This is a genomic window from Baekduia sp. Peel2402, from assembly GCF_052567285.1.
Genome location: NZ_CP199582.1, coordinates 3,394,985 through 3,417,005, shown reverse-complemented (window position 1 = coordinate 3,417,005; position 22,021 = coordinate 3,394,985). Strand labels below are relative to the sequence as shown.

The following is a 22,021-nucleotide window of genomic DNA, read 5'->3' as shown; positions in this document are numbered from 1 at the left end:
CATATCCTAGGGTCGTGCCCGCTTCCCCCGGCGCCATCACACGCCCGGTGTCCTCGCCGGAGGCCGCGGTCGCCGCGCATCGCGGCGGGCCGCTGGTCGTGCTGGGCGGGGCCGGGAGCGGACGGACGCAGGCGCTGGTGGCGCGGTTCGCGGCGCTCGTCGCCTCCGGCGTCACGCCCGAGGAGATCGTGCTGCTGACCCGCGGAGCGCCGGCGGCCGAGGCGCTGCGCACGCGGGTCGAGGACGCCCTGGGCGACCGGCCGTTCGAGGAGCTGCCGGTGATGCCGATCCACGGTATGTGCGCGCGGCTCTTGCGCGACGAGGCTTTGGAAGCCGGCGTGGATCCGTTCGCGGTGACCGCGACGCCGGCCGACCGCCTGGCGCTGCTGCTCGATCGCGTCGACGAGCTCACGCTGCGCCACCACGACCTGCGTGGGCGCCCGGCGGCGGTGCTCGGCGCGCTGATCGCGCGGATCGACCGCCTGAAGGACGCGGGCGTGCGCAACGGGCGGTTCTCCGAGTGGGCGGCGGCGCTGCCGGCCGAGGACGTCTCGGACCGGGCCGAGCGCGAGCGGGAGTTCGCGCGGCTGTACGAGGCGCACGATCGCTTGCTGCTGGAGCAAGGGCTCCTGGACTTCGGCGAGCTGGTGCTGCGGGTGTGCGAGCTACTGGAGCAGCGGCCGCACGTGCGGGCGCGGGTCGCCGGGCGCTGGCGCCACGTGCTTGTTGATGATCTTGAAGACCTGACCCCGGCGCAGCTGCGGGTGGTCGGCCTGATCTCCGCCGAGCACGGATCGATCGTGTGCGCGGCCGACGACGACCAGGCGGTCGAGGAGCCGCGCGGCGCGGCGGCGCGTCTGGAGGCGCTGCTGGCCGACGGGATCGGCGGGCGGCCGGTCGAGGTGGTGCGGTTGGAGCGCTCCTGGCGCTGTCCGGACCGCGTGGTGACGGCGGCCGAGGCGGTCGTCGCGCCGATCGCGGAGCGGCTGGCCGAGGCGCCGGAGCGCGTCGGCTCGGGCGGTGGCGGCGATGTGCGCTTCTGGCGCTGCGCCGGCGAGCGCGCGCAGGCTCAGGGCGTGGCGACGGCGGTCGAGCGGCTGGTGCGCGAGGGCGTGGCGCCGGGCCGGATCGGGATCTTGGTGCGGTCGGTGCGGTCAGAGGGCCAGGAGCTGGCGGTGGCGCTTGAGGAGCGCGCGCTGCCGTTCCGCCTGGCGGGCGCCGCGGCGTTCTTCGGGCAGGCCGAGGTGCGCGACGTCCTGGCCTGGATGCGGTTGCTGGTCAACCCGAACGACGCAGGCGCCGTTGTGCGGGCTCTTGCTCGGCCGCCCATCGAGCTGCACTCGGTCGACCTCGCGCGATGCATTCAAATTGCCAAGCGCCGCAAGTTGGACATGGTGAGCGGGCTGGTGGCGGCGACCGAGTCGCCGCAGCTGCCGCCGGAAGCGCGCGAGCGCGTGCTGGCGTTCTTGAAGTTGCACCGGCAGGCGGCGGGTGCTTTGGACACGACGCGGCCCGACCTGTTCGTCCATCGATTGATCGAGCGGCTGGGATTGCGGCGCTCGCAGGTGTTCGCGGCGCAGGCCGACGTTGTTGAGCGCCTTGTGTCGCTGGCCCATGTTGGGGAACTTGCTGCGTCCTACGTGCGCCGCGCGCCGCAGGCCACGCCGCGCGAGTTCGCGCGCTGGCTGGCGGCAGTGGCCGAAGCGGGCGGCGGGGTCGGCGACGGCGAGGAGGCCGACGACGACGGGGCCCCGCCACGGGGCGACGCGGTCGCGGTCTTGCCGATGCACGCGGCCAAGGGCCTGGAGTTCGACCACGTCTTCGTATGCGGCTTGCAGTCCTCGCGGATGCCCGGTGCGCGGCGCGTGCTGGTCGAGCCGATCCCGGCGGAGCTGTCGATCGCCCCACCCGATACGCGCACGTCGCACGTCGCGGAGATGCGGCGCGTGTTGCACGTCGCGATGACCCGCGCCCGCGAGGGGTTGGTGCTGGCGTTCGCGGGGTCCTCCGAGCGCGGCGCACCGCAGCATCCGTCCCCGTTTGCCGAAGAGGCGCGCGAGGCGCTCGGCGAGGAGTGGGAAGATGTTGATGAACAGCTCTTCGGGCCCGACGAGGCGTTGCACGCGGCAATCGGGCAGCTGCGCGACGAGCTGCTGAGCGATGTTCAGCAGATCGGGGCGCGCCTGGGCGAGCTGCGGTTGGACACCGACTTGGACGTCGCCCACGGCGTCACGCGCTACCTGGAGCTGCTGAAGCTAGCCGCGCTTCACGCCCGCCCGGCCGGACAGGACGTCGCCGATGCGTTGCCGGGGATCAACGCGGCGATCCTCCACGCGGCCACCGCGCAGCAGCGCGAGATCCTCCAGACGTCGACCCTCGACGACGTGTTGTTGGACGGCGAGCGCGACGCGCGTGTGAGGGCTAAGGCGACCGCCGCGCGCCACGAGCCATCGCTGCTGCCCTTCCTGCCGCGTCGCGGCGAGGGGCTGGCGCTGTCGGCCTCCGACATCGAGACCTACCGGACGTGCCCGTTGAAGTACAAGTTCGCGCGCGTCTTCCGGGTCCCGCAGGAGCCGACGATCAACCAGCGCTTCGGGATCGTCGTCCACCAGGTGCTAGAGCGCTACCACCAGAGCGGCGGCACCAGCGTCGACGAGATGTTGGGGTTGTTGGAGGCGGGCTGGCGGCGGTCCGGCTTCGGCCCGACCGACGAGGAGCGCCAGCTGCACGGCAAGGCCGAGGCGGCGCTGCGCAAGTACCACGAGCGCTTCCAGGCCGACGACAGCGAGCCGATGTGGTTCGAGAAGTCCTTCAACTTCAAGATCGGCGAGCACACGCTGCGCGGGCGCGTGGACCGCGTCGACCGGATGGCCGACGGTCGCTACGAGTTGATCGACTACAAGACGGGCCGCCCAAAGGCCGCCGCGCAGCTCCGCGACGACGTGCAGCTGGCCTTGTACGCCGTCGCCGCCCGCCAGGCCTGGGGGTTGGAGTCCAGCGTCCAGTCGTACTTGTACGTGTTGGACGACCAGAAGGTCCCGCTGCCCGACGACGCCAACGACGCCGAGTGGATCGAGGAGACCGTCCGCGAGGTCGCCGACGGCATCCTCGGCCAGGGCTTTGAGCCCACGCCCTCCTACGGGGCCTGCTCGATCTGCGACTTCCGCATCGCCTGCCCCGCCGCCGAGCGCTGACCTACAAGAAGACCAGCAGCGCGAGCAACACCACCACGAACACGATCAACGCGCCGACCGCGACGTACGCGCCCGGCCCTCGCGTTTCCTCGTGCCGCGGCAGCGCCCCGCGCGCCAGAGGCAGCACCGGCTTCTCCCTCGTGTCCAACGGCCGCGTCTCGTCGATCTCCTCGTCCGACACAGCGGCCAGTATCTGCGTGCGCTCCGGATCCTGATCGCCCGCACGGCGCAGCACCCGCGTCTCGTCCTCCCCGTCGCCGACCTCCGCGTCGGCCGATGGGGTGCCGGCCCAGAGCCCCGTCGAGCGCGGCTCCGTTCGGGCGTCCGCCTCGGCCGCGCGGCGCAACGCCTCGGCCCGCGCGTTGGCCGCAGCCAGCTGCTGTTCGAGATCCACGATCCGCGCCACATCGGCGGTCTCCGGGGCATCGCCTTCCGCCGCGCGCCGCAGCGCCTCCAAGCGGTTGGTCGCGGCCTCCAGCTCGAGCTCCAGCTCGCCAATCCGTCCCTGCGACCGCTCCCGCTCCTCGGCGAGCTCCGCCCGCAGAACGCCGATCCCCTCTTCGGCGGCCAACGCTCTCGCCTGCGCATCGGCCGCCCGTCGCCGCTGCTCCTGATCCTGCGGCTCTTCGCCGTTCGCGCCGCGCAGCTGCGCCACCTCCGCGTCGTGGGCCGCGGCCTCCTCTTCCAGCGCCCGGTCCTTGGCGGCCAGCGCGGCCTCGTGAGCGCTGTGCAGCTCGGCGACCTCCGCCTCCCGCACGGCGCGCGCTTCAGCGAGCTCGGCGTGGTGACGCGCCGTCGCGTCTTTCAGTGCTCGGTCGTCGGCCGCACGGGCCTCGGCGAGCGCAGCGTCGTGCTGCGCGGCCGCCTCTTGCAGCGCGCGGTCCTTCACGGTGAGCGCCTCGGCGAGCGCGGCCTCATGGCGGGCGGTCGTCTCCTCCAGCACGCGGTCCTTCGCCGCCAGCGCCGCCTCGTGGGCGGCACGGAGCTCGGCCGCGTCGGAGGCAGCGAGACGCTGCGCCTCGACGACTTCGCGTTCGAGCTCGGAGAGGCGCTCGGCGGATTCGGCGAGGGCTTCGTCACGGGAGGCGGAGACGGCGGCACCGAGCTCGCCGGCGGCAGCGATCGCCTCGGCGCGGGCGGAGGCGGTGGCAGCCTCGGCGGCTTCGAGTTGACGACGAAGGCTGTTGGCCTCGCGAGCGAGGAGCGTCTGGCGGTCGGGCGCGGACGGCTCGTCGGGCGCCGGCAGGTCGAGCAGGGTGCCACGGAGGCCGAGAGCGAAGCGCGCCGCCGCCGCGTCGTAGGCCTCCGCCGGGATGGCGTAGGCGGCCTGCCAGCGGTCGCCGTCCAGCGTGGAGCGCGACGGCGCGAGCTCGAGGCGCGGGCCGTCCCCAGCCGGCTCGACGACGAGCACCGGCCGACGCGCGAAGCGTCCGGACGCGGTCGCGACGCGACCCTCGATCTCCACGACCACGAGCGCACCCGGGACCGGCGTGGCGCTGAACCGCAGCAGCTCGAAGGGCGAGCGGCCGCGCCGGGCGCTGTGCGCAGAAGCGTCCGCGTCCGCCGTCACGGGCGCTCCGGCTCGTCCGCGTCGTCAGGCAGAGCCGCCAACGGCTGCGTGCGCTCCAGATCCGCCGCACCGCCGCCACTCGCCGGCGGCGCGTCGGCACCAGCGCGGGGAGAGCCACTGCGGGCGGAAGCACCGCCGAGCGACGAATCGGCGTCGCCCGCGCCGCTGGGAGCCGCGCCGCTGGACGTAGACGCGCCACCGCGAGCCGAGGCGCTGGACGCGGACGCGGCGTCGCCCGTCGCGGGGTCGGTGCGAGCTGCGGTGGTGGCCGGCTCGGGGTCGGTGGAGCGCGGGCTGAAACGACCGGTGCGACGGGGTTCGCCGCCGGGGAGGCCGGAGGCGAAGAGCGACTCGGGCGGAGCATCGTCGCCGTCAGCCTCGGTGCGCCCGTCGTCGTCGGCGGCGAGGTCCAGGTCCTCGTTGCGGCGGTCGACGGCCGGGATGCGGCGGCGGATATCGCGCTCGCGGAACTGGACGGTGACCGAGATCGCAGAGAGCGACAGCGCGGAACCCGCGCCCATCAGAAACGCACCGGCGAGAGCGACCCAGGCACCGCCGGACGGGCTGGCGCCGCCGGCCGCGGGCGGACCGTCGATGAGCTGGACGGCGACGATGAAGACCGCGGCGCCCGGAAGGGCGAAGCCGGACCAGGGCGGAAGCAAGTCGGGCCGGACGGAGGCGACCATGCCGCCGATGGCCAACGCGGCGAGCACGAGGTCGAGGGTCTCGAAGACCTCCCAGCCGGTCAGGCCGATGTCGTACCACTCGGTGAACAGCGAGATCAGCAGCAGCGCGGAGCCGGCGAAGAGCACAGCGCGGCCAAGGTCCATGGGACGAGGCATGGACGATCTCTTCCCGCCGGTCCGGCGGATGACACCCGATTCGTGGTGCTACGCGTCGCTCAAGCGCCCGCACCGATCGCGCGGTGCAGGTCGTCCACGAGGTCCTCGGGCGCCTCGACGCCGCATGACAGTCGCACGAGATCCGCCGGCACGGCCGCATCGGAACCTTCGACGGACTGGTGCGTCATCGCCTGCGGGACCTCGATCAGCGACTCAACCCCACCCAGCGACTCGGCCAGCGTGAACAGCTTCGTGCGCTGCGCGATGCCGATCGCATCCGGATGACGGAACGAGACCATGCCCGAGAAGCCCGGCCAGCGGACCTCGGAGACGCCGGGCGCGCTGCGCAGGAATCCCACGACTGCCTGCGCCGACGCCGCGTGCGCGGCCATGCGCAGGTGCAGCGTCCGCAGCCCGCGGTGGACGAGGAAGCAGTCGAACGGTCCGGGCACCGCGCCGACCGAGTTCTGGATGAACCGGACCTGCTCGTGCACGGCCGGATCCTTCACGACCACCGCACCGCCAACCGTGTCGGAGTGACCGCCGAGGTACTTGGTCACCGAGTGCACGACGGCATCCGCGCCCAGCTCCAGCGGCCGCTGGTTGACCGGCGTCGCGAACGTGTTGTCGACGGCGACGAACGCGCGATCGCCCACGGCGGCAATCTCGGCGCGCAGATCAACGACGTTCAACAAGGGGTTCGTCGGCGACTCGACCCAGACCAGCCGCGTCGCGGGCGTGAGCGCGGCGAGCACCGCCCCCGGCTGAGATTGGTCGACCAACGTGTAGGTCAACCCGAACCGCGTCAGCACCTTGTCGACCAGGCGGTAGGTCCCGCCGTAGAGGTCGTTGGGCAGCACGACGTGGTCACCCGCCGAGCAGACCGCGCTGATCAGCGCGTGCGTCGCCGCCATCCCGGAGGAGAACGACGACGCCAGCCCGCCCTCCAGCTCACCGAGCGCGACCTCCAGCGCCGCGCGCGTCGGGTTGGCGCTGCGCGCGTAGTCGAAGTCCTCCACGAACTCGCCGACCGCAGGCTGCGCGAACGTCGAGGTCTGGTGGATGCCCGGGATGACCGACCCATAGCTCGGATCCGGCTCCAGGCCGGCGTGGACCGCGCGTGTGGCGAACTTCATCGTGCCAGCGATTCCAGCAGGTCAGCGCGGGTGACGATGCCCGCCGGCCGGCCGTGGTCCATCACCATCAGCGCCTGCCGCTCGCCGACCAGCAGCTCGACCGCCTCGCGTACCGGGTCGTCGGAGGAGACCGCGAACAACGGCGACTCCATCACCGCCACGATGTCCGCCCCGAGCAGCGCCGGCTCAGCGACCGCGCGCGCCAGGAGTCCCCGCTCTCCGACCGACCCGACGACCGTGCCCGGATCCTTGGACGAGACCACCGGAAGCTGCGAGACGCCGTGCTCGTGCAGCAGCGCGACCGCGTCGCGGACCTTCTGGTGGGTCTGGACGGTCACCAGCGACGGCAGCGCGGAGCCATCGGCCTTGCGGCGCAGCACGTCGCCCACCGCCAGGTCGCCCGCGCGCTCCAGGAATCCGTACTGGGTCATCCACGCGTCGTTGAAGATCTTCGACAGGTATGAGCGGCCGCCGTCCGGCAGCACGACGACCACCAGCGCGTTGGGGTCGTCGATCTCGCGCGCCGCCTCCAGCGCAGCCCACAGCGCGGTGCCGCACGAGCCCCCGGCGAGGATGCCCTCCTCCATCGCCAGCCGACGCGTCGTCAGGAACGAGTCACGGTCGCTCACGCGGATCCACCGGTCCACGATCGACCGGTCGAACGTCTCCGGCCAGAAGTCCTCACCAACGCCCTCGACCAGGTAGCCCTTGACGTCCTCCGGCGTGGGCGCCGCGTAGATCGACCCGACCGGATCGGCCCCGATGATCTGGATGTCCGGGTTGCGCTCCTTGAGGTACCGGCCGATCCCGCTGATCGTCCCGCCGGTGCCGACGCCCGCGACGAGGTGCGTGATCCGGCCGCCGGTCTGCTCCCAGATCTCGGGCCCCGTCGAGGCGTAGTGCGCCGCCGGGTTGTTGGGGTTGAAGTACTGGTTGGGCTTGAACGCCCCGGGAATCTCAGCCGCCAGCCGGTCGCTGACCGAGTAGTAGGACTCGGGCGACTCCGGCTCCACGTTGGTCGGGCAGACCACGACCTCGGCGCCATAGGCGCGCAGGAGGTCGATCTTCTCCTTGGACATCTTGTCCGGCATGACCGCGATCACGTGGTAGCCCTTGAGGCGCGCGGCCATCGCCAGGCCGGTGCCGGTGTTGCCCGACGTCGGCTCTACGATCGTCCCGCCAGGGCGCAACAGGCCCTCGCGCTCAGCGGCCTCGATCATCGCGAGCGCCGCACGATCCTTGATCGACCCGCCCGGGTTCAGCGCCTCGACCTTGGCCACGAGCTGCGGTGTGAGGCCCGCGCCCACGCGCGAGAGCCGGACCAGCGGCGTGTCGCCGACCGTTTCGAGGATCGAGTCGCGGATGTCCACGCGTGAGGCGAGCGAGGCGGGTTCCATGCGCTTCAGTGAAGCATCTCTTCGGCGTGTCGACCAGGTCTCCGCAGAATCGTTGCAATTTCGTAACGGAATCGAAGATCATTCGGCTAGATCTGTAACGATCTGGTCTATGCCGAACGACCTGCGTCTCGACGAGACCGACCGCGCGATCCTCGAAGTGCTCTCCACCGACGCCCGCATCTCCAACGCGCGCCTGGCCGAGCGCGTCGGCGTCGCGCCGTCCACCGCCCTCCAGCGCGTACGGCAGCTCCGTGAGGGCGGCATCCTGCGCGGCTTCCACGCCGAGATCGACCTCGCCGCGCTCGGCCGCCCGCTGCAAGCGATGGTCGCGGTCCGGCTGACCGTCCACAACCGCGAGCAGATCGAGACGTTCACCACCAACGTCCGCCAGCTCCCCGGCGTGTTGACCGTTTTCCACCTCGCGGGCGCGACGGACTACCTCGTCTGGCTCGCCGCCGCCGACGCGCAGGACCTGCGCGAGTTCGTGGTCGAGCATCTCGCCAGCGACCCGGCGGTCGCGCACGCCGAGACGTCGCTGATCTACGAGCACCGCCGCGGCCCGGGGATCTGGGGCGCGGCGGACCCGAGCTAGGCGCCGTCGCGCAGCGCCGCGAGCGAGGTGCGCTGCGCGCCGTCAGCGTCGAAATTCGTTGGGTCCAGCCACGCGGTGAAGCCGCGCGCCACCGCCGGCCACTCGCCATCCACGATCGAGAACCACGCGGTGTCCCGGTTGCGCCCCTTGACGATCATGTGCTGGCGGAACGTGCCCTCGTAGGTGAAGCCAAACCGCGCGGCCGCAGCGCGTGAGCGGGCGTTAGCCGCATCGCACTTCCACTCCAGCCGCCGCATGCCGAGCTCTTCAAACGCGTGGCGCGCGAGCAAGAACACCGTCTCGGTCGCCGCAGGCGTGCGCTGCAGCGCGCCACCGAACCAGATGTGGCCGATTTCGATGACGCCGTTTGGGGCATCGCCGCGCAGGAACGAGACGACGCCGGCCGCTGCGCCGTCGACCATGACCGCGTAGAACCAGGGGTCATCTGCAACGGATTGCGCGCGAAGGTGTGCCAAAAGCGCGGAGATGTCGGCGAACGGCCCGTACGCCAGGTACTCCCAGAGGCGTGCATCGCCCACAGACTGAGCAGCCCAGAGATCGTCGCCGTGGATGGCAGGATCGAGACGATGAAGTTCAACGCGCGTACCGAGCAAGGGCGTGCCACCGGGCAGGCGCGCCCCTGAGTAGGACGACAGGTCGGTCATGCCTTCGTCGCCTCGATCCCGCGCACGTCGCCGTCCTCGTCTTTCAACACCCTCACGTCCTCGTAACCCGCGTACTCGAGATCATCGGCGATCAGAGACGCCTGGTCGCCGCCCAGCTCCAGCAGCAGCGCGCCGCCGGAGTGAAGACGGCGCGCAGCGCCACTCAGCGCACGGCGCAGCAGCGAGCAGCCGTCCGGACCGCCGTCATAGGCAAGCGGCGTCTCGAAGGTGAAGGTGTCGCGCTGCAACAGCCCCAACTCGCCGGTCGGGACGTAGGGGACGACGCTGGTCACAACGTCCGCGACGACGCCGTCAGGCAGCGGCGCGAAGAGGTCGCCGAGGTAGACGTCAACGCCGTTGGCGCGCGCGCACTCGACCGCCTCAGGCGAGAGATCGGTCGCGTAGACCCGCGCGGGGCGGGAGGCGAGGATGACGGCCAGGGCGCCGCTGCCGGTGCAGACGTCGATCGCGACGCCGCCCGACGGAAACCGTTCGAGAGCGCGTTCCGCCAGCAGCTCGGTCTGCCACCGTGGGACGTACACGCCTGGCGTGACGACCACCGTCCGCCCGAGGAACGGTGCGGTGCCGGTGATCCAGGCAAGCGGCTCGCCGGTGAGGCGGCGCTCGACGAGCGCCTCCAGCTCCGCGCCAGAGGCGGCAGCGAGCAGCTCGTCCGCTTCCTCCTCGGCCGCCACGAACCCCGCGGCCGCCAGCCGCGAGGCCAGGGCCTCAGCGGCCGCCCGCGACGTCCGGGCCCTCCGGCCCCCGCTGGCGCAGGAACCGCTGGAACTCGCGCGCGATCACATCGCCCGACGGAAGCTCGGTCGGGTCGGCTTCCTCTTCTTCCTCAGCCGCCGTGCGCTCCAAGCGCTCCACGAACGCCTGCACGTCCGGATCGCTCTGCACCGCCAGGGACACCTGCCGCTCATAGTCGGCCGACGCCAGCTCCAACTCCTCGGCGTCCACGGTCACCCCGACCAAGGACTCCAACTTGCGCACCAGCGCGAGCGCCGCCTTCGGGTTCGGCGCGGCGGCGACGTAGTGCGGTACCGACGCCCAGAGTGAGGCGGTCGGCACGCCCGCCTCCTGGCACGCGGCGTGCAGGACACCGACGATCCCCGTCGGGCCCTCGTAGGTCGTCGGCGACAGCTCGTGGCCATCCAGCAACGACGGGTCGCTCGACAGCCCCGTAATTCCGACCGGTCGCGAATGCGGCACGTCGGCCAGCAGCGCGCCGAGCGACACCACCATCTGCGTTCCCAAGGCCTCCGCCAAGTCCACGATCAGCTGCGTGAACGACCGCCAGCGGAAGGACGGCTCGGGCCCGGACAGCAGCACGAGGTCGCGCGGCGCGCGCGGGACGCGAGCCTCGTAGATCTCAACCGACGGCCACTGGAGCTCGCGCGTGGTGCCGTCGACCAGCTCGACGCGCGGGCGCGTAGCTTGAAAATCGAAGAACTCCTCGGGGTCGATCTGCGCGAAGCGCGTGGCGCCCAGCGACGCCCCAAAGAAGCGCAACGCAGCGGAGGCGGCGTCCCCGGCGTCGTTCCAGCCGGTGAACGCGCACACGAGCGCCGGAGCCCGGAGGCCGTCGGGCCTGCTCTCCCAGATGAGCGGCTGCATCAGCAGGACGGTAGCGTCATCCGCGCCGCCACCGTCCATGGATTCCGTCTCCGACACCCCCGTGACCATCGCCACGCTGCGCGCCGGCGACGAGGTCAACGCCGTTTTCGCCTGTTCCCGCAAGGAGCGGCTGATGTCCCGCGCGGGCACGCCGTACCTGGCGCTGGAGCTGCGCGACCGCACGGGCGCGATCACCGCGCGCGTGTTCCGCGACGCCGACGTGGCGGCGGCGCGGTTCGAGCGCGGCGACCTCGTGCAGGTCGAAGGGCGTGTCGAGCGCTTCCGCGAAGAGCTGCAACTCGACCTCCGGGCGATCGCCAAGAGCGAGGACGCCGACCCGGCGAGCTTCCTGCCCGTCGCCTACCGCGACCTCGACGAGCTCGACGGCTTCCTGGAGCACCTCGCCAACGAGGTCCACGACGCGGAGTTCGGCAAGCTGCTCGCGGCCTTCCTCGACGACGCCACGTTCCGCGCCGCCTTCCGGCGCGCGCCATGCACGCGCAACGGCCACCACGCCTACCTCGGCGGGCTGCTGGAGCACACGGTCGCGGTCGGAACGCTCGCGCTGGAGGCCTGCCAGCTGCACCCGCGCCTGAACTCCGACCTCCTGCTCACCGCCGCGATCCTGCACGACGCGGGCAAGGTCCAGGAGTTCACCTACGGGGCGGAGATCGGTCTCAGCGAGCCCGGCCGGCTGCTCGGCCACGTCGAGTTGGGGTTGCGGCTGATCGACGCGCGCAGCACCGGGCTGGACGTCGAGCGGCGGCTGGCCTTGAGCCACTGCGTCCTCACCCATCACGGCCCGGACGCCGCGCCGCAGCGGCGCTTCGGCAGCGCCGAGGCCCTCGCGCTCTATCGCCTCAACGCCCTCGACGCCACCGTCAAAGGCGCGCTCGAGCACGGCCTCGACTGAGGCCGCCGACGACGCGCCGCCGCGGTCAGTCCACCGCGCGCCGCTCGAAGCCGCGCACGCCGATGGCGCCGAAGACGATCGTCCAGCCGATCAGCCCAAGCGCGATCCAGCCGTTGCCGAGGTGCGAGCCCGTCGTGACCGCCGCGCGCAGGCCCTCCGACACGTAGGTCAACGGGTTGATCAGCGTGACGACCTGAAACCACTTCAGCGAGTCCAGCGCGGCCCAGGGGTAGAAGGTCGCGCCCGTGAACAGCAGCGGGGTCAGCACAACCGCGAAGACCACGTTGATCTGCCGCGCGTCGACCGCGGTGCCGAGCACCAGCCCGACCGCCGCGCCCGCCAGCGGTCCGATCAGCATCACGCCGAGGAAGCCCAGCCACGAGATGTCGTGGAACTCCACGCCGCCCGGCAGGATCACGGCGGCCAGCGGAAGGATGATGATCGCGCCGACGATCCCGCGGACCGCGGCGACGATGATCTTCTGCACGCCTACGGCCCACGCGGGCAGCGGTGCGAGCAGGCGGTCCTCGATCTCCTTGGTGAAGGAGAACTCGATGACCAGCGGCAGCGCCGTGTTCTGCAAGGCGGTGAAGAAAAGCGTGAGCGCGATGACGCCCGGCAGCAGCTGCGTGCCGTACGACTGGCCCGCCGCGCCGATCTCCGGCAGCACGCGACCGAAGATGAACAAGTAGAAGACCGGCTGCAGCAGCGTCTGGGCGAGGAAGCCGCCGAGCTGGCGTCGGAAGGCCACCCAGAAGTCGCGCTCGCACAGCGCCCAGAAGGCGCGCCAGGACGACGCGGCCTGACTGGCGGTCGAGCGGGACGGCGCCGCACCGGGCGTGCCGGGCGACGTGGCAGGAGGCGGCGTCGCGTCGGGCGCGCTCATCGCAGGTCCCTCCCGGTCAGGTGGACGAAGACGTCCTCCAACGTGCCTTCGATGCGCCGCAGGTCAACCAGGCGCGCGCCGCCGGCCTCGGCGGCCGCGATCGCCGCGCCGGGTGCGACGTCGCTGCCGTAGATCCGCACCTTCCACTCGTCCTCGCCGTCGGCCTCGCTGGCCACCTCGCCGAGCGCGCGCAGAGACGCCGCAGGATCAGCAGCCAACGCCAATCGCAACTCCAGCCCCTCTGCGTCCGGCAGCACCCGGCGCAGCCCGCGTGGCGTGTCCGAGGCAATCACCTTGCCATGGTCGACGATCGCGATCCGGTCGCAGAGCCGGTCCGCCTCGGCCATGTCGTGCGTCGTCAGCAACAGCGTGACGCCCCGTGCCTTCAACGCCTCCATCTGATCCCACAGGAACAGGCGCGACTGGGGATCGAGTCCCGTCGTCGGCTCATCAAGGAACAAGACCCGCGGATCGTGCATCAGCGCGCGAGCGATGATCAGCCGCTGCGCCATGCCGCCCGAGTAGTTGTCAACGCGGTCGTCGCCGCGGCCCTCAAGGCCCAGTTGGGCGAGCAGCTCGTCGGCGCGGCGGCGCCGCTCGCGTCGCGAGAACCCGAAGTAGGCGCCGTGGAACGTCAGGTTCTCCAGCGCGTTGAGCGAGCGGTCCAGGTTCGGCCGCTGCGGCACGACCGCGATCACGCGCTTGGCGGCGACCGGGTCGGCGACGACGTCGATGCCGTCCACGACCACGCGGCCACTCGAAGGCCGCACCCGCGTCGTCAACGTTCCGATCGTGGTGGTCTTGCCCGCGCCGTTGGGCCCGAGCAGCCCGAAGACCTCGCCCTCCTCGACTCCGAACGACACGCCCGCGACCGCCTCGCTCTTGGCGCCGGCGTACGTCTTGTGGAGGTCGGCGACGTCGATGATCGGGGCCACGGCGCGCCCCAGGATAGTTCAGCCCTGCTGCAAAGCGTCGCGCACCATCCGCGACGCGACGTACAACATCAACAACGCGAAGAGGACCTCGGTCGTCCGCTCCGGGATCGCGTTGACGACCGCCACGCCGCCGATCGCGCCCGGGATCGCCAGCAGCCCGAGCAGCAGCGCGTCGCGCGGCCGGAAGTTCCCATAGTGGTTCTGGCGCGCCGCGCCGACCAGCGCGACCGGGATGATCGCCAGCAGCGACGTCGCCTCCGCGTCGACCTGCGCGAGGTCGAGGAACAGCACCAGGCCGGGGACGAACAGGATCCCGCCGCCGACGCCGAGCATCCCGGCGACGACGCCCGCGGCGAAGCCGATGATGATCGCGCCGGCCATCGCGCTATGGCACCAGCAGCGTGATCGCCGTGGCCACCATCAAGGCCGCGAACAGCAGCGAGACCGCGCGCGGGTCGACCTTCTGCTGCAACCACGTCCCGGCCAGCACGCCGCCGACCGCGGGCACCCCGACGAGCAGGCCGTCGTCGACGTGGAGGTTGCCGTAGGCCCCTTGGGTCAGCATCGCCGCCAGAGCGATCAGGACGATCGCGCCCAGCGACGTGCCGGTCGCCTCGCGCGTCCCGTAGCCGAGCCAGAGCACGAGCAGCGGGACCATGACCGTCCCGCCGCCGACACCGAAGAGGCCGCTGAACAGGCCGGCTCCGGTCGCGATGACGGCGAGGCGCAAGGTCCGTTGCGGCCCCACCGCCACCTGGGCGTCAGGGCGCGGCATGCTGCGATCATAGGTGTCGTGCCCCACGCCGCGACCCTCGACGATGTCCTCGCGCCGCTGCTGGCCGATCCCGCGAAGTCCGCTGTCCTGCTCGACATCGACGGCACGCTCGCGCCGATCGTGCGCCATGCCGACGACGCCCACGTGCCAGAGCCGACGCGGCTGCCGCTGATCAAGATCGCCAAGACCTACGGGTTGGTCGCGTGCGTGTCCGGGCGGCAGGCGGCGACGGCGCGCCGGATCGTCTCGCTCGGGTCGATCACCTACGTCGGCAACCACGGTGCGGAGATCCTGCGCGGCGGCCAGACGACGCCGGAGATCGCGCCCGAGATCGCCGATTGGGCACGCAAGGTGCGCGCGTTCGGCGAGGGCGAGCTGCGCGGCGAGGAGCTGCATCGGCTGCGCGTGCGCGGCGAGGACAAGGACGTGATCTTCGGCTTCCACTGGCGCGGCGCACCGGACGAGGACGCCGCCGAAGCGGCGGTGCAGGCGCTGGCCGCGCGGGCGGAGGCCGACGGGTTCGTCACGCACTGGGGCCGCAAGATCCTGGAGGTCCGGCCGCCGGTCGAGCTGAACAAGGGCCTGGGTGTGAAGACGCTGCTGAGCGAGGCGCCGGGCGTCGAGGTCGCGATGTACATCGGCGACGACCGCACCGATCTGGACGCCTTCGCCGCACTGCGGGCCGCCGTTGCCGACGGGACCTTGCGCGAGGCGATCTGCCTGGGCGTGTCGTCCGGCGAAGAGACGCCGCCGGAGCTCGAGGAGGCCGCGGACCTCCTGGTCGACGGGCCGATCGGGGTCCGGTCGGTCCTCGAGATCCTGGCAGGGTCCTAGAGTCAGGACGTGCGCTTCGTCGAGTTCCTGCGCGCCACGGTCCTGCTCAGCGGGGGCGCGGCGACGACGCTGGCGGTCCTGACGCTCGTGGCCGCCACGCGCGACCAGGACGACTCGGTCGCGCTCTACGCGACGGGCTGGTGGGTCGTGGCGACGCTGATCGGCACGTGGATCGGGCGGCGCAATGAGGTCAACCCGCCGATCGCGCGGCTGCTGGCCGACGCCAAGGCGGGGACGATGATGCCCGACATCCGGCCCGGATCGACGATGGTCAACCGCCTGTGGCCGTTGTTGGTGGTGGTCATCGCGGCGGCGGCGATGACGTGGGCCGGACCGCAGATCCCCGGGATCGCGGCGGGCTTCACGATCATCTGGGCGCTGGCGTGGCGGCGCCAAGAGCACGCGGTGGCGGCGATCGAGGAGCGCGATGGCGTCACGTTCTTCGTCGAGCGGACGTCGCCGGTGCGGCCGATGCAGCTGCTGCGGCTGCCGGGCTTCCGGCGCGAGCGGCCGACGATCAACGGCTCGGTCTAGAGCGGCGGCACCGCTCAGAAGATCGACGCGATGCCCGCGATCGCGGGCGCGAAGATCAGGGCAGGGAGGAAGTTCCCCACCTTGACGTCCTGGACGTCGAGCAGCTTGAGGCTCAGGCCGATGATCAGCACGCCGCCGGCGCTCGTCATCGACAACAGCGCGTCGTTGCCTTCGGTGAGGATGCTGTCGAAGAGACCCGCACCGAGCGTGAGCGCGCCCTGGTAGAGGCCGACGCTGACCGCGCTGAGCGCCACGCCCCAGCCGAGGGAGGCGGCCAGCGCCACCGACGCGAAGCCGTCGAGCAAGGCCTTGGTGTAGAGCGTGTCGGCGTTGCCGGTCAGGCCCTCCTGGATCGGCCCGACGACCGCGAGCGCGCCGACGCAGAAGACCAGGGATGCGGTGAAGAAGCCCTCGGAGACCGTGGACTCGTGCTCCGGTGCCGTCGCCTCGCTGGTCATGCGCCGCTGCGCGTAGTCGCCGACGGCCTGGAGGCGATCCTCGATCCGCAGCGCCTCGCCCGCCAGGCCGCCGAGCAGGACGCCGCCGAGGACGAACAGCGCGTTCGTCCCGCGCCACTCCAGCGCGTTGTCCATGCCGATCACGAGCACGACGAGGCCAAGCCCATGCAGGACGCGGGTCTGGAGATCGGGGTGCAGGCGGCTCCCGACGAGGACGCCGAGCAGCGTTCCAAGGAGGATCGCGCCGACGTTGACGAGCGTTCCGGTCACGGCGGTCAGGGAGAATGGCAGGAGATGGCCTCGATCGACGTCCTCATCGTGGGTCTCGGCGCGACGCACGGCCTGCGCGTAGCCGAGGACGAGCTGGCCGGGTCGCTGCTGCGCGCCGGCGCCGAGGCGATGCTCGTGCGCGCGGCGCGACCGCGGGAGGTCCGGACGCTGGCGCTGACCGATCTCATGTGGGCGCGGGCGGCGCGGCGGGCGGCGGTCGAGACGCTGAGCGAGGTCGAGCCGCGCGCGATCGTCTACGCGACCACGACCGCGGCGCTCCTGTGGCCGCAGCCGGGCGCGATCCGCTTTGACGCGGCGGCGGCCGGCAACCGGCCGGGGCGCCACGGCGTGTGGCAGCGGCCGGTGGAGGCGCGGCGAATGCGCGAGGCGCCGCTGTTGATCCCGCAGGACGCGGGCGCGTTGGAAGAGGCAGGCGCGCCGCCCGCCACGCCGTCGCTCGTGGTGCCGATCCCGGTCGAGCCGTCGGGAGAGCCGGAGGAGCGCACGATCGCCGCGCTGACCTACGCAACCAACCCCTACAAGAAGGGCCTGGACCGTGTGCTGGCGGCCTGGGACGTCGCGCGGCGCGACGGCGAGGAGCTGGTCGTGGCAGGGCTGCGCGGGCCGGATCGCGAGGGCGTGCGTTACGCGGGGACGCTCTCGCCAGATGAGTATCGGGCCCTGCTGCGGCGCGCGCGGGTGTACGTGACGGCGCCGCGCCGCGAGGACTACGGGATCGCGCAGTTGGAGGCCTTGGCTGACGGGGCGCGGGTCGTCACCACCGAGGCGCCGGGGCCCTACGCGGCGCTGCCGCTGCTGCGGGCCGGCGCCGGCGCCGACGCGCTCGGCTGGATCGCGCCGCCTGACGCCGAGCCGCTCGGCGCCGCGGTGCGCGCCGCGCTGGACGACCCGCGCGACGACGCGGTCTACGCCGAGCGCGCGCTGGATGCGCTCGCGCCGTTCCGCCGCGCGACGGTCGACGCCGTCGTGCGCGAAGAGCTGCTGCCGCGCCTGCTCGCCTGAGGTCTTCTCACCGATAGGCTCGCGCCATGAACGCTCCCGTCGTCGTGATCACCGGCGCCACCCGCGGGATCGGCGCGGCCGCGGCGGTCGAGCTGGCCCGCCGAGGGGCGGAGGTCGCGATCGTCGGCCGGGAGCCCGGGCGCGTGCGTGCCACCGCTGAGGACGCGCGCGCAGCAGGCGGCCCAGACGCGGTCGTCCACGAGCACGTCGCCGACCTGCTGCGGGTCGACGAGGTTCGCCGTCTCGCCGCCGAACTGCTTGACGCGCACCCGCGGATCGACGTGTTGGCCAATAACGCGGGGGCGATGTTCACGTCGCGCCGCGTCACCGACGACGGCCTGGAGGAGACGTTCGCGCTCAACCACGCCGCCGGCTTCCTGCTGACCGAGCTGCTTGCGGAGCGACTGGCGGGCGGCCGCGTCGTCATCACCGCCAGCGACGCCCACAGCGCCGCCGACCTCGACCTCGACGACCTCCAGTTCGCCAAGCGGAAGTTCTCGCCGATGCGCGTCTACGGCACGTCGAAGTTGATGAACATCCTCCACGCCCGCGAGCTCCCCAAGCGTCACCCCGAGCTGACCGCCGCCTGTTTCCACCCCGGCGTCGTCCGCACCGGCTTCGGCAAGAACGACGGCTTGTTGTACAAGATCGGCCTGACGGTCGCCGGCCCCTTCCTGCGCTCGCCGGCCAAGGGCGCACGCTCCTTGGTCTGGCTCGCCCTCGACGCCGACCCGGCGCAGGTCAACGGCACCTACGTCGTCGACGAAAAGGTCGCGACGCCCAAGGCCGCCGCCCAGGACGACGTCCTCGCCGAGGCGCTGTGGGAACGCACCTCAGAGCTGTTGAGCGCCCTCGCGCGTTAGCGCCCTCAGGCAGCGGCGATCGCCGCTGACGTCTGGCACGTCCTGGAGCCTTGGCTCTGGCAGCTGCGACGACGAGAGGCGTGTAATCGTCTGCGGCTTACGAAGTGTGAGCGGTCGCACTCCCTCTGCGGTGGACAGTCGGCAGAGCAACCTCGTGATGGTGGTCCTAGCGCACGACGCGTCTAGCCCAGCGACGCCCCCGCGCGTCGCATCTCGAGGTTGAAGGAGCAGAGCTATGAGCAAGATCGCACGCGTCGTCGTGCTCGTCACGGCATTGACGTCGCTGTTTGCCGTGATGACGCCGGCCGCCGGGGCGGTGACTTGGACTAACACCGGCAGCACGACCGTCCACGCAACAGGCGTCGGGGGCACGCTCTCCGTCGGCGCCAACAGCCTGGCTTGCACGGGCTCGACTGCGTCGGCTACGGCGCCGGCCCACTCGGCCGCCGCTGTCTACAGCGTGGTGGGCACTGTCACGTTCAGCCCGTGCACGCTTATCGCTGGACAGGCGGCATTCGCCCACTGCGGGTTCACGCTGACTGGGGCCACGTGGGACACCGGCACGCCGGCTAGGACAACTGGCGTGGCTGACGTGACTTGTGACCTCCGGCTTGTTGCTTCGCCGTCGGCGAAGCTCTGTCATATCGAAGGCACGGCGCCCAGTCAGTACATCGACCCCAGCGGCGCGAACCCGGGTCGGCTCACTCTGACCACTAACGGCACGGGCCTGACGGTCACTCACGCCTCGGGCACCTCCTGCTTGCTGGGCACGGGCACGGGCCACCTCTCCGAGCAGACGCTCGTGGTCACTACGGTGCCCGGCAGCCCCATCATCACACGCCACCCGTAACCCAGCGGGTAAGCGATTCAAGACGGTCATCGCGCCTCGCTCACCTCTGGCGAGGCGCGACCGCTCTTGACGTCTGGCACGTCCTGAAGCCTTGGCTCTGGCGGCCACCCCGGCAGGGGTGTGTCATCGACTACGGCTCACGAGTTGTGAGCGGTTGCTCTCCCTCTGTGGTGGATGGCCGGCAGAGCAACCTCGTGATGCGGTCCTAGCGCACGACGCATTCATGCCCAGCGGCGCCCTTCCAGGCGTCGCCCATTCACGAGGTTCAGGAGTAGAACTATGAGTAGGACCGCACGTATCGTCGTGCTCGTCACGGCGTTGACGTCGCTGTTTGCCGTGATGTCCTCGACCGCCGGCGCGGTGACGTGGACTAACACCGGCAGCACCATCATCCACGCCACGGGCCCGGGCGGCAGCCTCACCATTGGTGCCAACTCTCTGACCTGCACGGGCGCGACTGCACGGGCTACGGCAGCGGCGAGCTTCGTCGGCAGCGTCTACAGCGTTCCGGGCACTGTGACGTTCAGCCCGTGCACGTTGGCGGGACAGAACACGTACATCCACTGCGGGTTCACGCTGACTGGGTCCGCGTTCGCCGAGCCGGGGTCCACGACGGGTGTGGCCGACGTGACTTGCGACACGCGCCTGACGAACGGCAACACGAAGCTGTGCCACATCGAGGGCCCGACGGTCGGCCACTACATCAACCCCACGGCCGCCACGAGTACCCCCGGCAAGATCACTCTGACTACTAGCAGCAGCCTGATCACGACTCACGCGTCGGGCACCTCCTGCATTTTTGGCACGGGTCCGAGCCACCTGTCTGAGCAGACGATCACGGTCACTAGCGTGGCCGGCAGCCCCATCATCACTCGCCACCCGTAACCGGCGAGAAGTACATCAAGACGGTCATCGCGCCTCGCCTCGAGGCGAGGCGCGACCGCCGTTGGCCGTTGGCACGTCTTGCGGCCCTGGAACTTGCAGGGACGAGGTTGGGTGGGTGCGCGGTTCACGCTTGCAAAGCGTGAGCTGTCGCACTTCCTCTGTAGTGGATGGTCGGCAGAGCAACCTCGTGATGTGGTCCTGGGCGCCCGACGCGTTCATACCCCAGCGGTGCCCTTCGCGGCATCGCCCATCTCACAAGGTTCAGGAGTAAAACTATGAGTAGGATCGCACGTATCGTTGTGCTCGTCACGGCGTTGACGTCGCTGTTTGCCGTCATGTCGTCGACCGCTGGCGCGGTGACGTGGACTAACACCGGCAGCACGATCGTCCACGCCACGGGTATCGGCATCGTTCTCAACGTTGGTGCCAACAAAATCTCTTGCACCGGCACGACTGCGTCGGCTACGGCACCGGCGAGCTTCGTCGGCGCCGTCTACAGCGTTCCGGGCACTGTGACGTTCAGCCCGTGCACGCTGGCGGGACAGAACACGTACATCCACTGCGGGTTCACGCTGACTGGGACCGCGTTTACCGAGCCGTCGATTACGACGGGGGTGGCCGACGTGACTTGCGTCCAACGTCTCACGGCGAACAACACGGCGCTGTGCCACATCGAGAGATCGACGGTCGGCCACTACATCAACCCCACGCCCGCCACGAGCACGCCTGGCAAGATCACTCTGACTACTAGCAGCAGCCTGGTCGTGACTCACTCGTCGGGCACCTCCTGCCTGCTGGGCACGGGCGTGGCCCATCTCTCCGAGCAGACGATCACGGTCACTACGGTGGCCGGCAGCCCGATCATCACTCGCCACCCGTAACTCCCCGAAGCACCAAGACGGTCACCGTGCCTCGCCACCCAGCGAGGCGCGACCGCCCTTGCCCGATGGCACATCTTGCATATCTGGCTCTGGCAGCGAGGAGGTTGGAGAGTGTGTGATCTCTTTACGCTCGCTAAGCGTGAGCGGTTGCATGCCCTCCGTGGTGGATGGCCGGCAGGGCAACCTCGTGATGGTGGTCCTAGCGCACGACGCGTTCAAGTCCTCGCGACGCCCCTACGGCATCGCACCTCACGAGGTTCAAGGAGTCAAGTCATGAGCAAGTTTGCACGTATCGTCGTGCTCGCCACGGCGCTGACGTCGCTGTTTGCCGTCATGTCGTCGACCGCCGGCGCGGTGACGTGGACTAACACCGGCAGCACGGTCATCCACGCCACGGGCACAGGCATTGTGTATTCGGAAGGCAGCAACGCCATGGTTTGCTCGGGCGCGACTTTGTCGGCCACGGCAGCGGCCATCATCGTCGCTTCCGTCTACAGCGTGCCGGGCACTGTGACGTTCAGCCCGTGCACGCTGGCAGGGCAGAGCACGTACGTCCACTGCGGGTTCACGCTGACTGGGTCCGCGTTCGCGACCCCAGTCACGACAGGTGTGGCCGACCTGACTTGCACCGCGCGCCTGACGGCGAACAACGCGGCGCTGTGCCACCTCGAGGGCACGGTGATCGGCCATTACATCAACCCCACGGCCGCTACGAGCACGCCGGGCAAGGTCACTATGACTACTAGCAGCACCGTGGGCACGACTCACTCCTCGGGCACCTCCTGCCTGCTAGGCACGGGCCCGGGTCACCTCTCCGAGCACACGCTCACGGTTACTACGGTGGCTGGCAGCCCGATCATCACGCGCCACCCGTAACCAACCGGGAGGCACGTCA

General features: G+C 71.0%; 23 protein-coding genes. 11 read left to right on the top strand and 12 right to left on the bottom strand.

Features of this window, described 5'->3' with window-relative positions:
* Positions 1–14: 14 nt before the first annotated feature.
* Entirely contained in the window at positions 15–3,194 is a 3,180-nt protein-coding gene (locus ACT01A_RS16775) for an ATP-dependent helicase (RefSeq protein ID WP_445148233.1), read from the top strand.
* Position 3,195: 1 nt separating this feature from the next.
* Here the strand turns inward: ACT01A_RS16775 and ACT01A_RS16770 are convergent, their stop codons facing one another.
* The 4 genes from ACT01A_RS16770 to ACT01A_RS16755 are packed head-to-tail and all read right to left on the bottom strand — an operon-like array spanning position 3,196 to position 8,112.
* Positions 3,196–4,764, bottom strand: a complete 1,569-nt coding sequence (locus tag ACT01A_RS16770) for a hypothetical protein (RefSeq protein WP_445148232.1) — start codon at positions 4,762–4,764, stop codon at positions 3,196–3,198.
* Positions 4,761–5,606 (bottom strand): hypothetical protein, encoded by an 846-nt coding sequence (locus ACT01A_RS16765; protein WP_445148231.1) that lies wholly within the window; start codon positions 5,604–5,606, stop codon positions 4,761–4,763. Before ACT01A_RS16765 ends, ACT01A_RS16770 begins: the two co-directional genes overlap by 4 nt.
* A 59-nt stretch (positions 5,607–5,665) precedes the next feature.
* Positions 5,666–6,742 (bottom strand): PLP-dependent transferase, encoded by a 1,077-nt coding sequence (locus ACT01A_RS16760; protein ID WP_445148230.1) that lies wholly within the window; start codon positions 6,740–6,742, stop codon positions 5,666–5,668.
* A complete protein-coding gene (locus ACT01A_RS16755; RefSeq protein ID WP_445152841.1) occupies positions 6,739–8,112 on the bottom strand; it encodes a cystathionine beta-synthase in 1,374 nt (457 codons plus the stop codon). Before ACT01A_RS16755 ends, ACT01A_RS16760 begins: the two co-directional genes overlap by 4 nt.
* A gap of 136 nt (positions 8,113–8,248) precedes the next feature.
* On the opposite strand from ACT01A_RS16755, the gene ACT01A_RS16750 reads away from it, so the two are divergent.
* Complete coding sequence (locus ACT01A_RS16750) at positions 8,249–8,731, top strand: Lrp/AsnC family transcriptional regulator (protein WP_445148229.1); 483 nt, start codon at positions 8,249–8,251, stop codon at positions 8,729–8,731.
* Here the strand turns inward: ACT01A_RS16750 and ACT01A_RS16745 are convergent.
* Genes ACT01A_RS16745 through ACT01A_RS16735 form a run of 3 tightly spaced genes read right to left on the bottom strand, consistent with a single transcriptional unit; the run spans position 8,728 to position 11,019 of the window.
* The gene (locus ACT01A_RS16745; RefSeq protein WP_445148228.1) at positions 8,728–9,396 is read right to left on the bottom strand and encodes a GNAT family N-acetyltransferase; all 669 of its coding nucleotides are present in this window, start codon (positions 9,394–9,396) and stop codon (positions 8,728–8,730) included. The genes ACT01A_RS16750 and ACT01A_RS16745 overlap by 4 nt on opposite strands.
* Positions 9,393–10,091: a N5-glutamine methyltransferase family protein gene (locus ACT01A_RS16740; protein ID WP_445148227.1), complete on the bottom strand. Its 699-nt coding sequence runs from the start codon at positions 10,089–10,091 to the stop codon at positions 9,393–9,395. Before ACT01A_RS16740 ends, ACT01A_RS16745 begins: the two co-directional genes overlap by 4 nt.
* A gap of 34 nt (positions 10,092–10,125) precedes the next feature.
* A complete protein-coding gene (locus ACT01A_RS16735; RefSeq protein ID WP_445148226.1) occupies positions 10,126–11,019 on the bottom strand; it encodes a PAC2 family protein in 894 nt (297 codons plus the stop codon).
* A 37-nt stretch (positions 11,020–11,056) separates the two neighbouring features.
* Between ACT01A_RS16735 and ACT01A_RS16730 the strand changes: the two genes are divergently transcribed.
* Positions 11,057–11,932: an HD domain-containing protein gene (locus ACT01A_RS16730; RefSeq protein ID WP_445148225.1), complete on the top strand. Its 876-nt coding sequence runs from the start codon at positions 11,057–11,059 to the stop codon at positions 11,930–11,932.
* Between the two features lie 25 nt (positions 11,933–11,957).
* Here ACT01A_RS16730 and ACT01A_RS16725 read toward each other — a convergent pair whose 3' ends face one another.
* The 4 genes from ACT01A_RS16725 to ACT01A_RS16710 are packed head-to-tail and all read right to left on the bottom strand — an operon-like array spanning position 11,958 to position 14,528.
* Positions 11,958–12,818, bottom strand: coding sequence for an ABC transporter permease (locus tag ACT01A_RS16725; protein ID WP_445148224.1), 861 nt, complete (start codon positions 12,816–12,818; stop codon positions 11,958–11,960).
* Positions 12,815–13,753 carry an ABC transporter ATP-binding protein gene (locus ACT01A_RS16720; protein WP_445148223.1) on the bottom strand — a complete coding sequence of 313 codons (939 nt, stop codon included), beginning with the start codon at positions 13,751–13,753 and terminating at the stop codon, positions 12,815–12,817. The genes ACT01A_RS16725 and ACT01A_RS16720 overlap by 4 nt, the downstream gene beginning before the upstream one ends.
* Positions 13,754–13,771: 18 nt before the next feature.
* Positions 13,772–14,134, bottom strand: coding sequence for a sulfite exporter TauE/SafE family protein (locus tag ACT01A_RS16715; protein WP_445148222.1), 363 nt, complete (start codon positions 14,132–14,134; stop codon positions 13,772–13,774).
* A gap of 4 nt (positions 14,135–14,138) precedes the next feature.
* Entirely contained in the window at positions 14,139–14,528 is a 390-nt protein-coding gene (locus ACT01A_RS16710; protein WP_445148221.1) for a sulfite exporter TauE/SafE family protein, read from the bottom strand.
* Between the two features lie 18 nt (positions 14,529–14,546).
* Here ACT01A_RS16710 and otsB point away from each other — a divergent pair, with 18 nt between their 5' ends.
* Both otsB and ACT01A_RS16700 read left to right on the top strand, forming a co-directional pair.
* Positions 14,547–15,362 (top strand): trehalose-phosphatase, encoded by an 816-nt coding sequence (gene otsB / locus ACT01A_RS16705; protein WP_445148220.1) that lies wholly within the window; start codon positions 14,547–14,549, stop codon positions 15,360–15,362.
* A gap of 9 nt (positions 15,363–15,371) precedes the next feature.
* Positions 15,372–15,896: a hypothetical protein gene (locus ACT01A_RS16700; RefSeq protein ID WP_445148219.1), complete on the top strand. Its 525-nt coding sequence runs from the start codon at positions 15,372–15,374 to the stop codon at positions 15,894–15,896.
* Between the two features lie 14 nt (positions 15,897–15,910).
* On the opposite strand, the gene ACT01A_RS16695 is transcribed toward ACT01A_RS16700, so the two are convergent.
* Positions 15,911–16,624 (bottom strand): DUF554 domain-containing protein, encoded by a 714-nt coding sequence (locus ACT01A_RS16695; RefSeq protein ID WP_445148218.1) that lies wholly within the window; start codon positions 16,622–16,624, stop codon positions 15,911–15,913.
* Positions 16,625–16,648: 24 nt separating this feature from the next.
* Between ACT01A_RS16695 and ACT01A_RS16690 the strand changes: the two genes are divergently transcribed.
* From ACT01A_RS16690 to ACT01A_RS16665, 6 genes are all read left to right on the top strand, one after another.
* Positions 16,649–17,647, top strand: coding sequence for a glycosyltransferase (locus ACT01A_RS16690; RefSeq protein ID WP_445148217.1), 999 nt, complete (start codon positions 16,649–16,651; stop codon positions 17,645–17,647).
* A gap of 26 nt (positions 17,648–17,673) precedes the next feature.
* Positions 17,674–18,510 (top strand): SDR family NAD(P)-dependent oxidoreductase, encoded by an 837-nt coding sequence (locus tag ACT01A_RS16685; protein WP_445148216.1) that lies wholly within the window; start codon positions 17,674–17,676, stop codon positions 18,508–18,510.
* Positions 18,511–18,745: 235 nt separating this feature from the next.
* Positions 18,746–19,360, top strand: coding sequence for a hypothetical protein (locus tag ACT01A_RS16680; RefSeq protein ID WP_445148215.1), 615 nt, complete (start codon positions 18,746–18,748; stop codon positions 19,358–19,360).
* Between the two features lie 279 nt (positions 19,361–19,639).
* Positions 19,640–20,245 (top strand): hypothetical protein, encoded by a 606-nt coding sequence (locus tag ACT01A_RS16675; protein ID WP_445148214.1) that lies wholly within the window; start codon positions 19,640–19,642, stop codon positions 20,243–20,245.
* Between the two features lie 275 nt (positions 20,246–20,520).
* Complete coding sequence (locus ACT01A_RS16670) at positions 20,521–21,126, top strand: hypothetical protein (RefSeq protein WP_445148213.1); 606 nt, start codon at positions 20,521–20,523, stop codon at positions 21,124–21,126.
* 273 nt (positions 21,127–21,399) lie between these two features.
* Positions 21,400–22,002: a hypothetical protein gene (locus ACT01A_RS16665; protein WP_445148212.1), complete on the top strand. Its 603-nt coding sequence runs from the start codon at positions 21,400–21,402 to the stop codon at positions 22,000–22,002.
* Positions 22,003–22,021: the final 19 nt, after the last annotated feature.

Coding starts and splice junctions, on each gene's coding strand:
- ACT01A_RS16745 (WP_445148228.1), bottom strand. CDS start 9,396: ATGACCGACCTGTCGTCCTACTCAGGGGCGCGCCTGCCCGGTGGCACG.
- ACT01A_RS16685 (WP_445148216.1), top strand. CDS start 17,674: ATGAACGCTCCCGTCGTCGTGATCACCGGCGCCACCCGCGGGATCGGC.
- ACT01A_RS16725 (WP_445148224.1), bottom strand. CDS start 12,818: ATGAGCGCGCCCGACGCGACGCCGCCTCCTGCCACGTCGCCCGGCACG.
- ACT01A_RS16750 (WP_445148229.1), top strand. CDS start 8,249: ATGCCGAACGACCTGCGTCTCGACGAGACCGACCGCGCGATCCTCGAA.
- ACT01A_RS16765 (WP_445148231.1), bottom strand. CDS start 5,606: ATGCCTCGTCCCATGGACCTTGGCCGCGCTGTGCTCTTCGCCGGCTCC.
- ACT01A_RS16710 (WP_445148221.1), bottom strand. CDS start 14,528: ATGCCGCGCCCTGACGCCCAGGTGGCGGTGGGGCCGCAACGGACCTTG.
- ACT01A_RS16690 (WP_445148217.1), top strand. CDS start 16,649: ATGGCCTCGATCGACGTCCTCATCGTGGGTCTCGGCGCGACGCACGGC.
- ACT01A_RS16665 (WP_445148212.1), top strand. CDS start 21,400: ATGAGCAAGTTTGCACGTATCGTCGTGCTCGCCACGGCGCTGACGTCG.
- ACT01A_RS16680 (WP_445148215.1), top strand. CDS start 18,746: ATGAGCAAGATCGCACGCGTCGTCGTGCTCGTCACGGCATTGACGTCG.
- ACT01A_RS16760 (WP_445148230.1), bottom strand. CDS start 6,742: ATGAAGTTCGCCACACGCGCGGTCCACGCCGGCCTGGAGCCGGATCCG.
- ACT01A_RS16730 (WP_445148225.1), top strand. CDS start 11,057: ATGGATTCCGTCTCCGACACCCCCGTGACCATCGCCACGCTGCGCGCC.
- ACT01A_RS16670 (WP_445148213.1), top strand. CDS start 20,521: ATGAGTAGGATCGCACGTATCGTTGTGCTCGTCACGGCGTTGACGTCG.
- ACT01A_RS16675 (WP_445148214.1), top strand. CDS start 19,640: ATGAGTAGGACCGCACGTATCGTCGTGCTCGTCACGGCGTTGACGTCG.
- ACT01A_RS16715 (WP_445148222.1), bottom strand. CDS start 14,134: ATGGCCGGCGCGATCATCATCGGCTTCGCCGCGGGCGTCGTCGCCGGG.
- ACT01A_RS16735 (WP_445148226.1), bottom strand. CDS start 11,019: ATGCAGCCGCTCATCTGGGAGAGCAGGCCCGACGGCCTCCGGGCTCCG.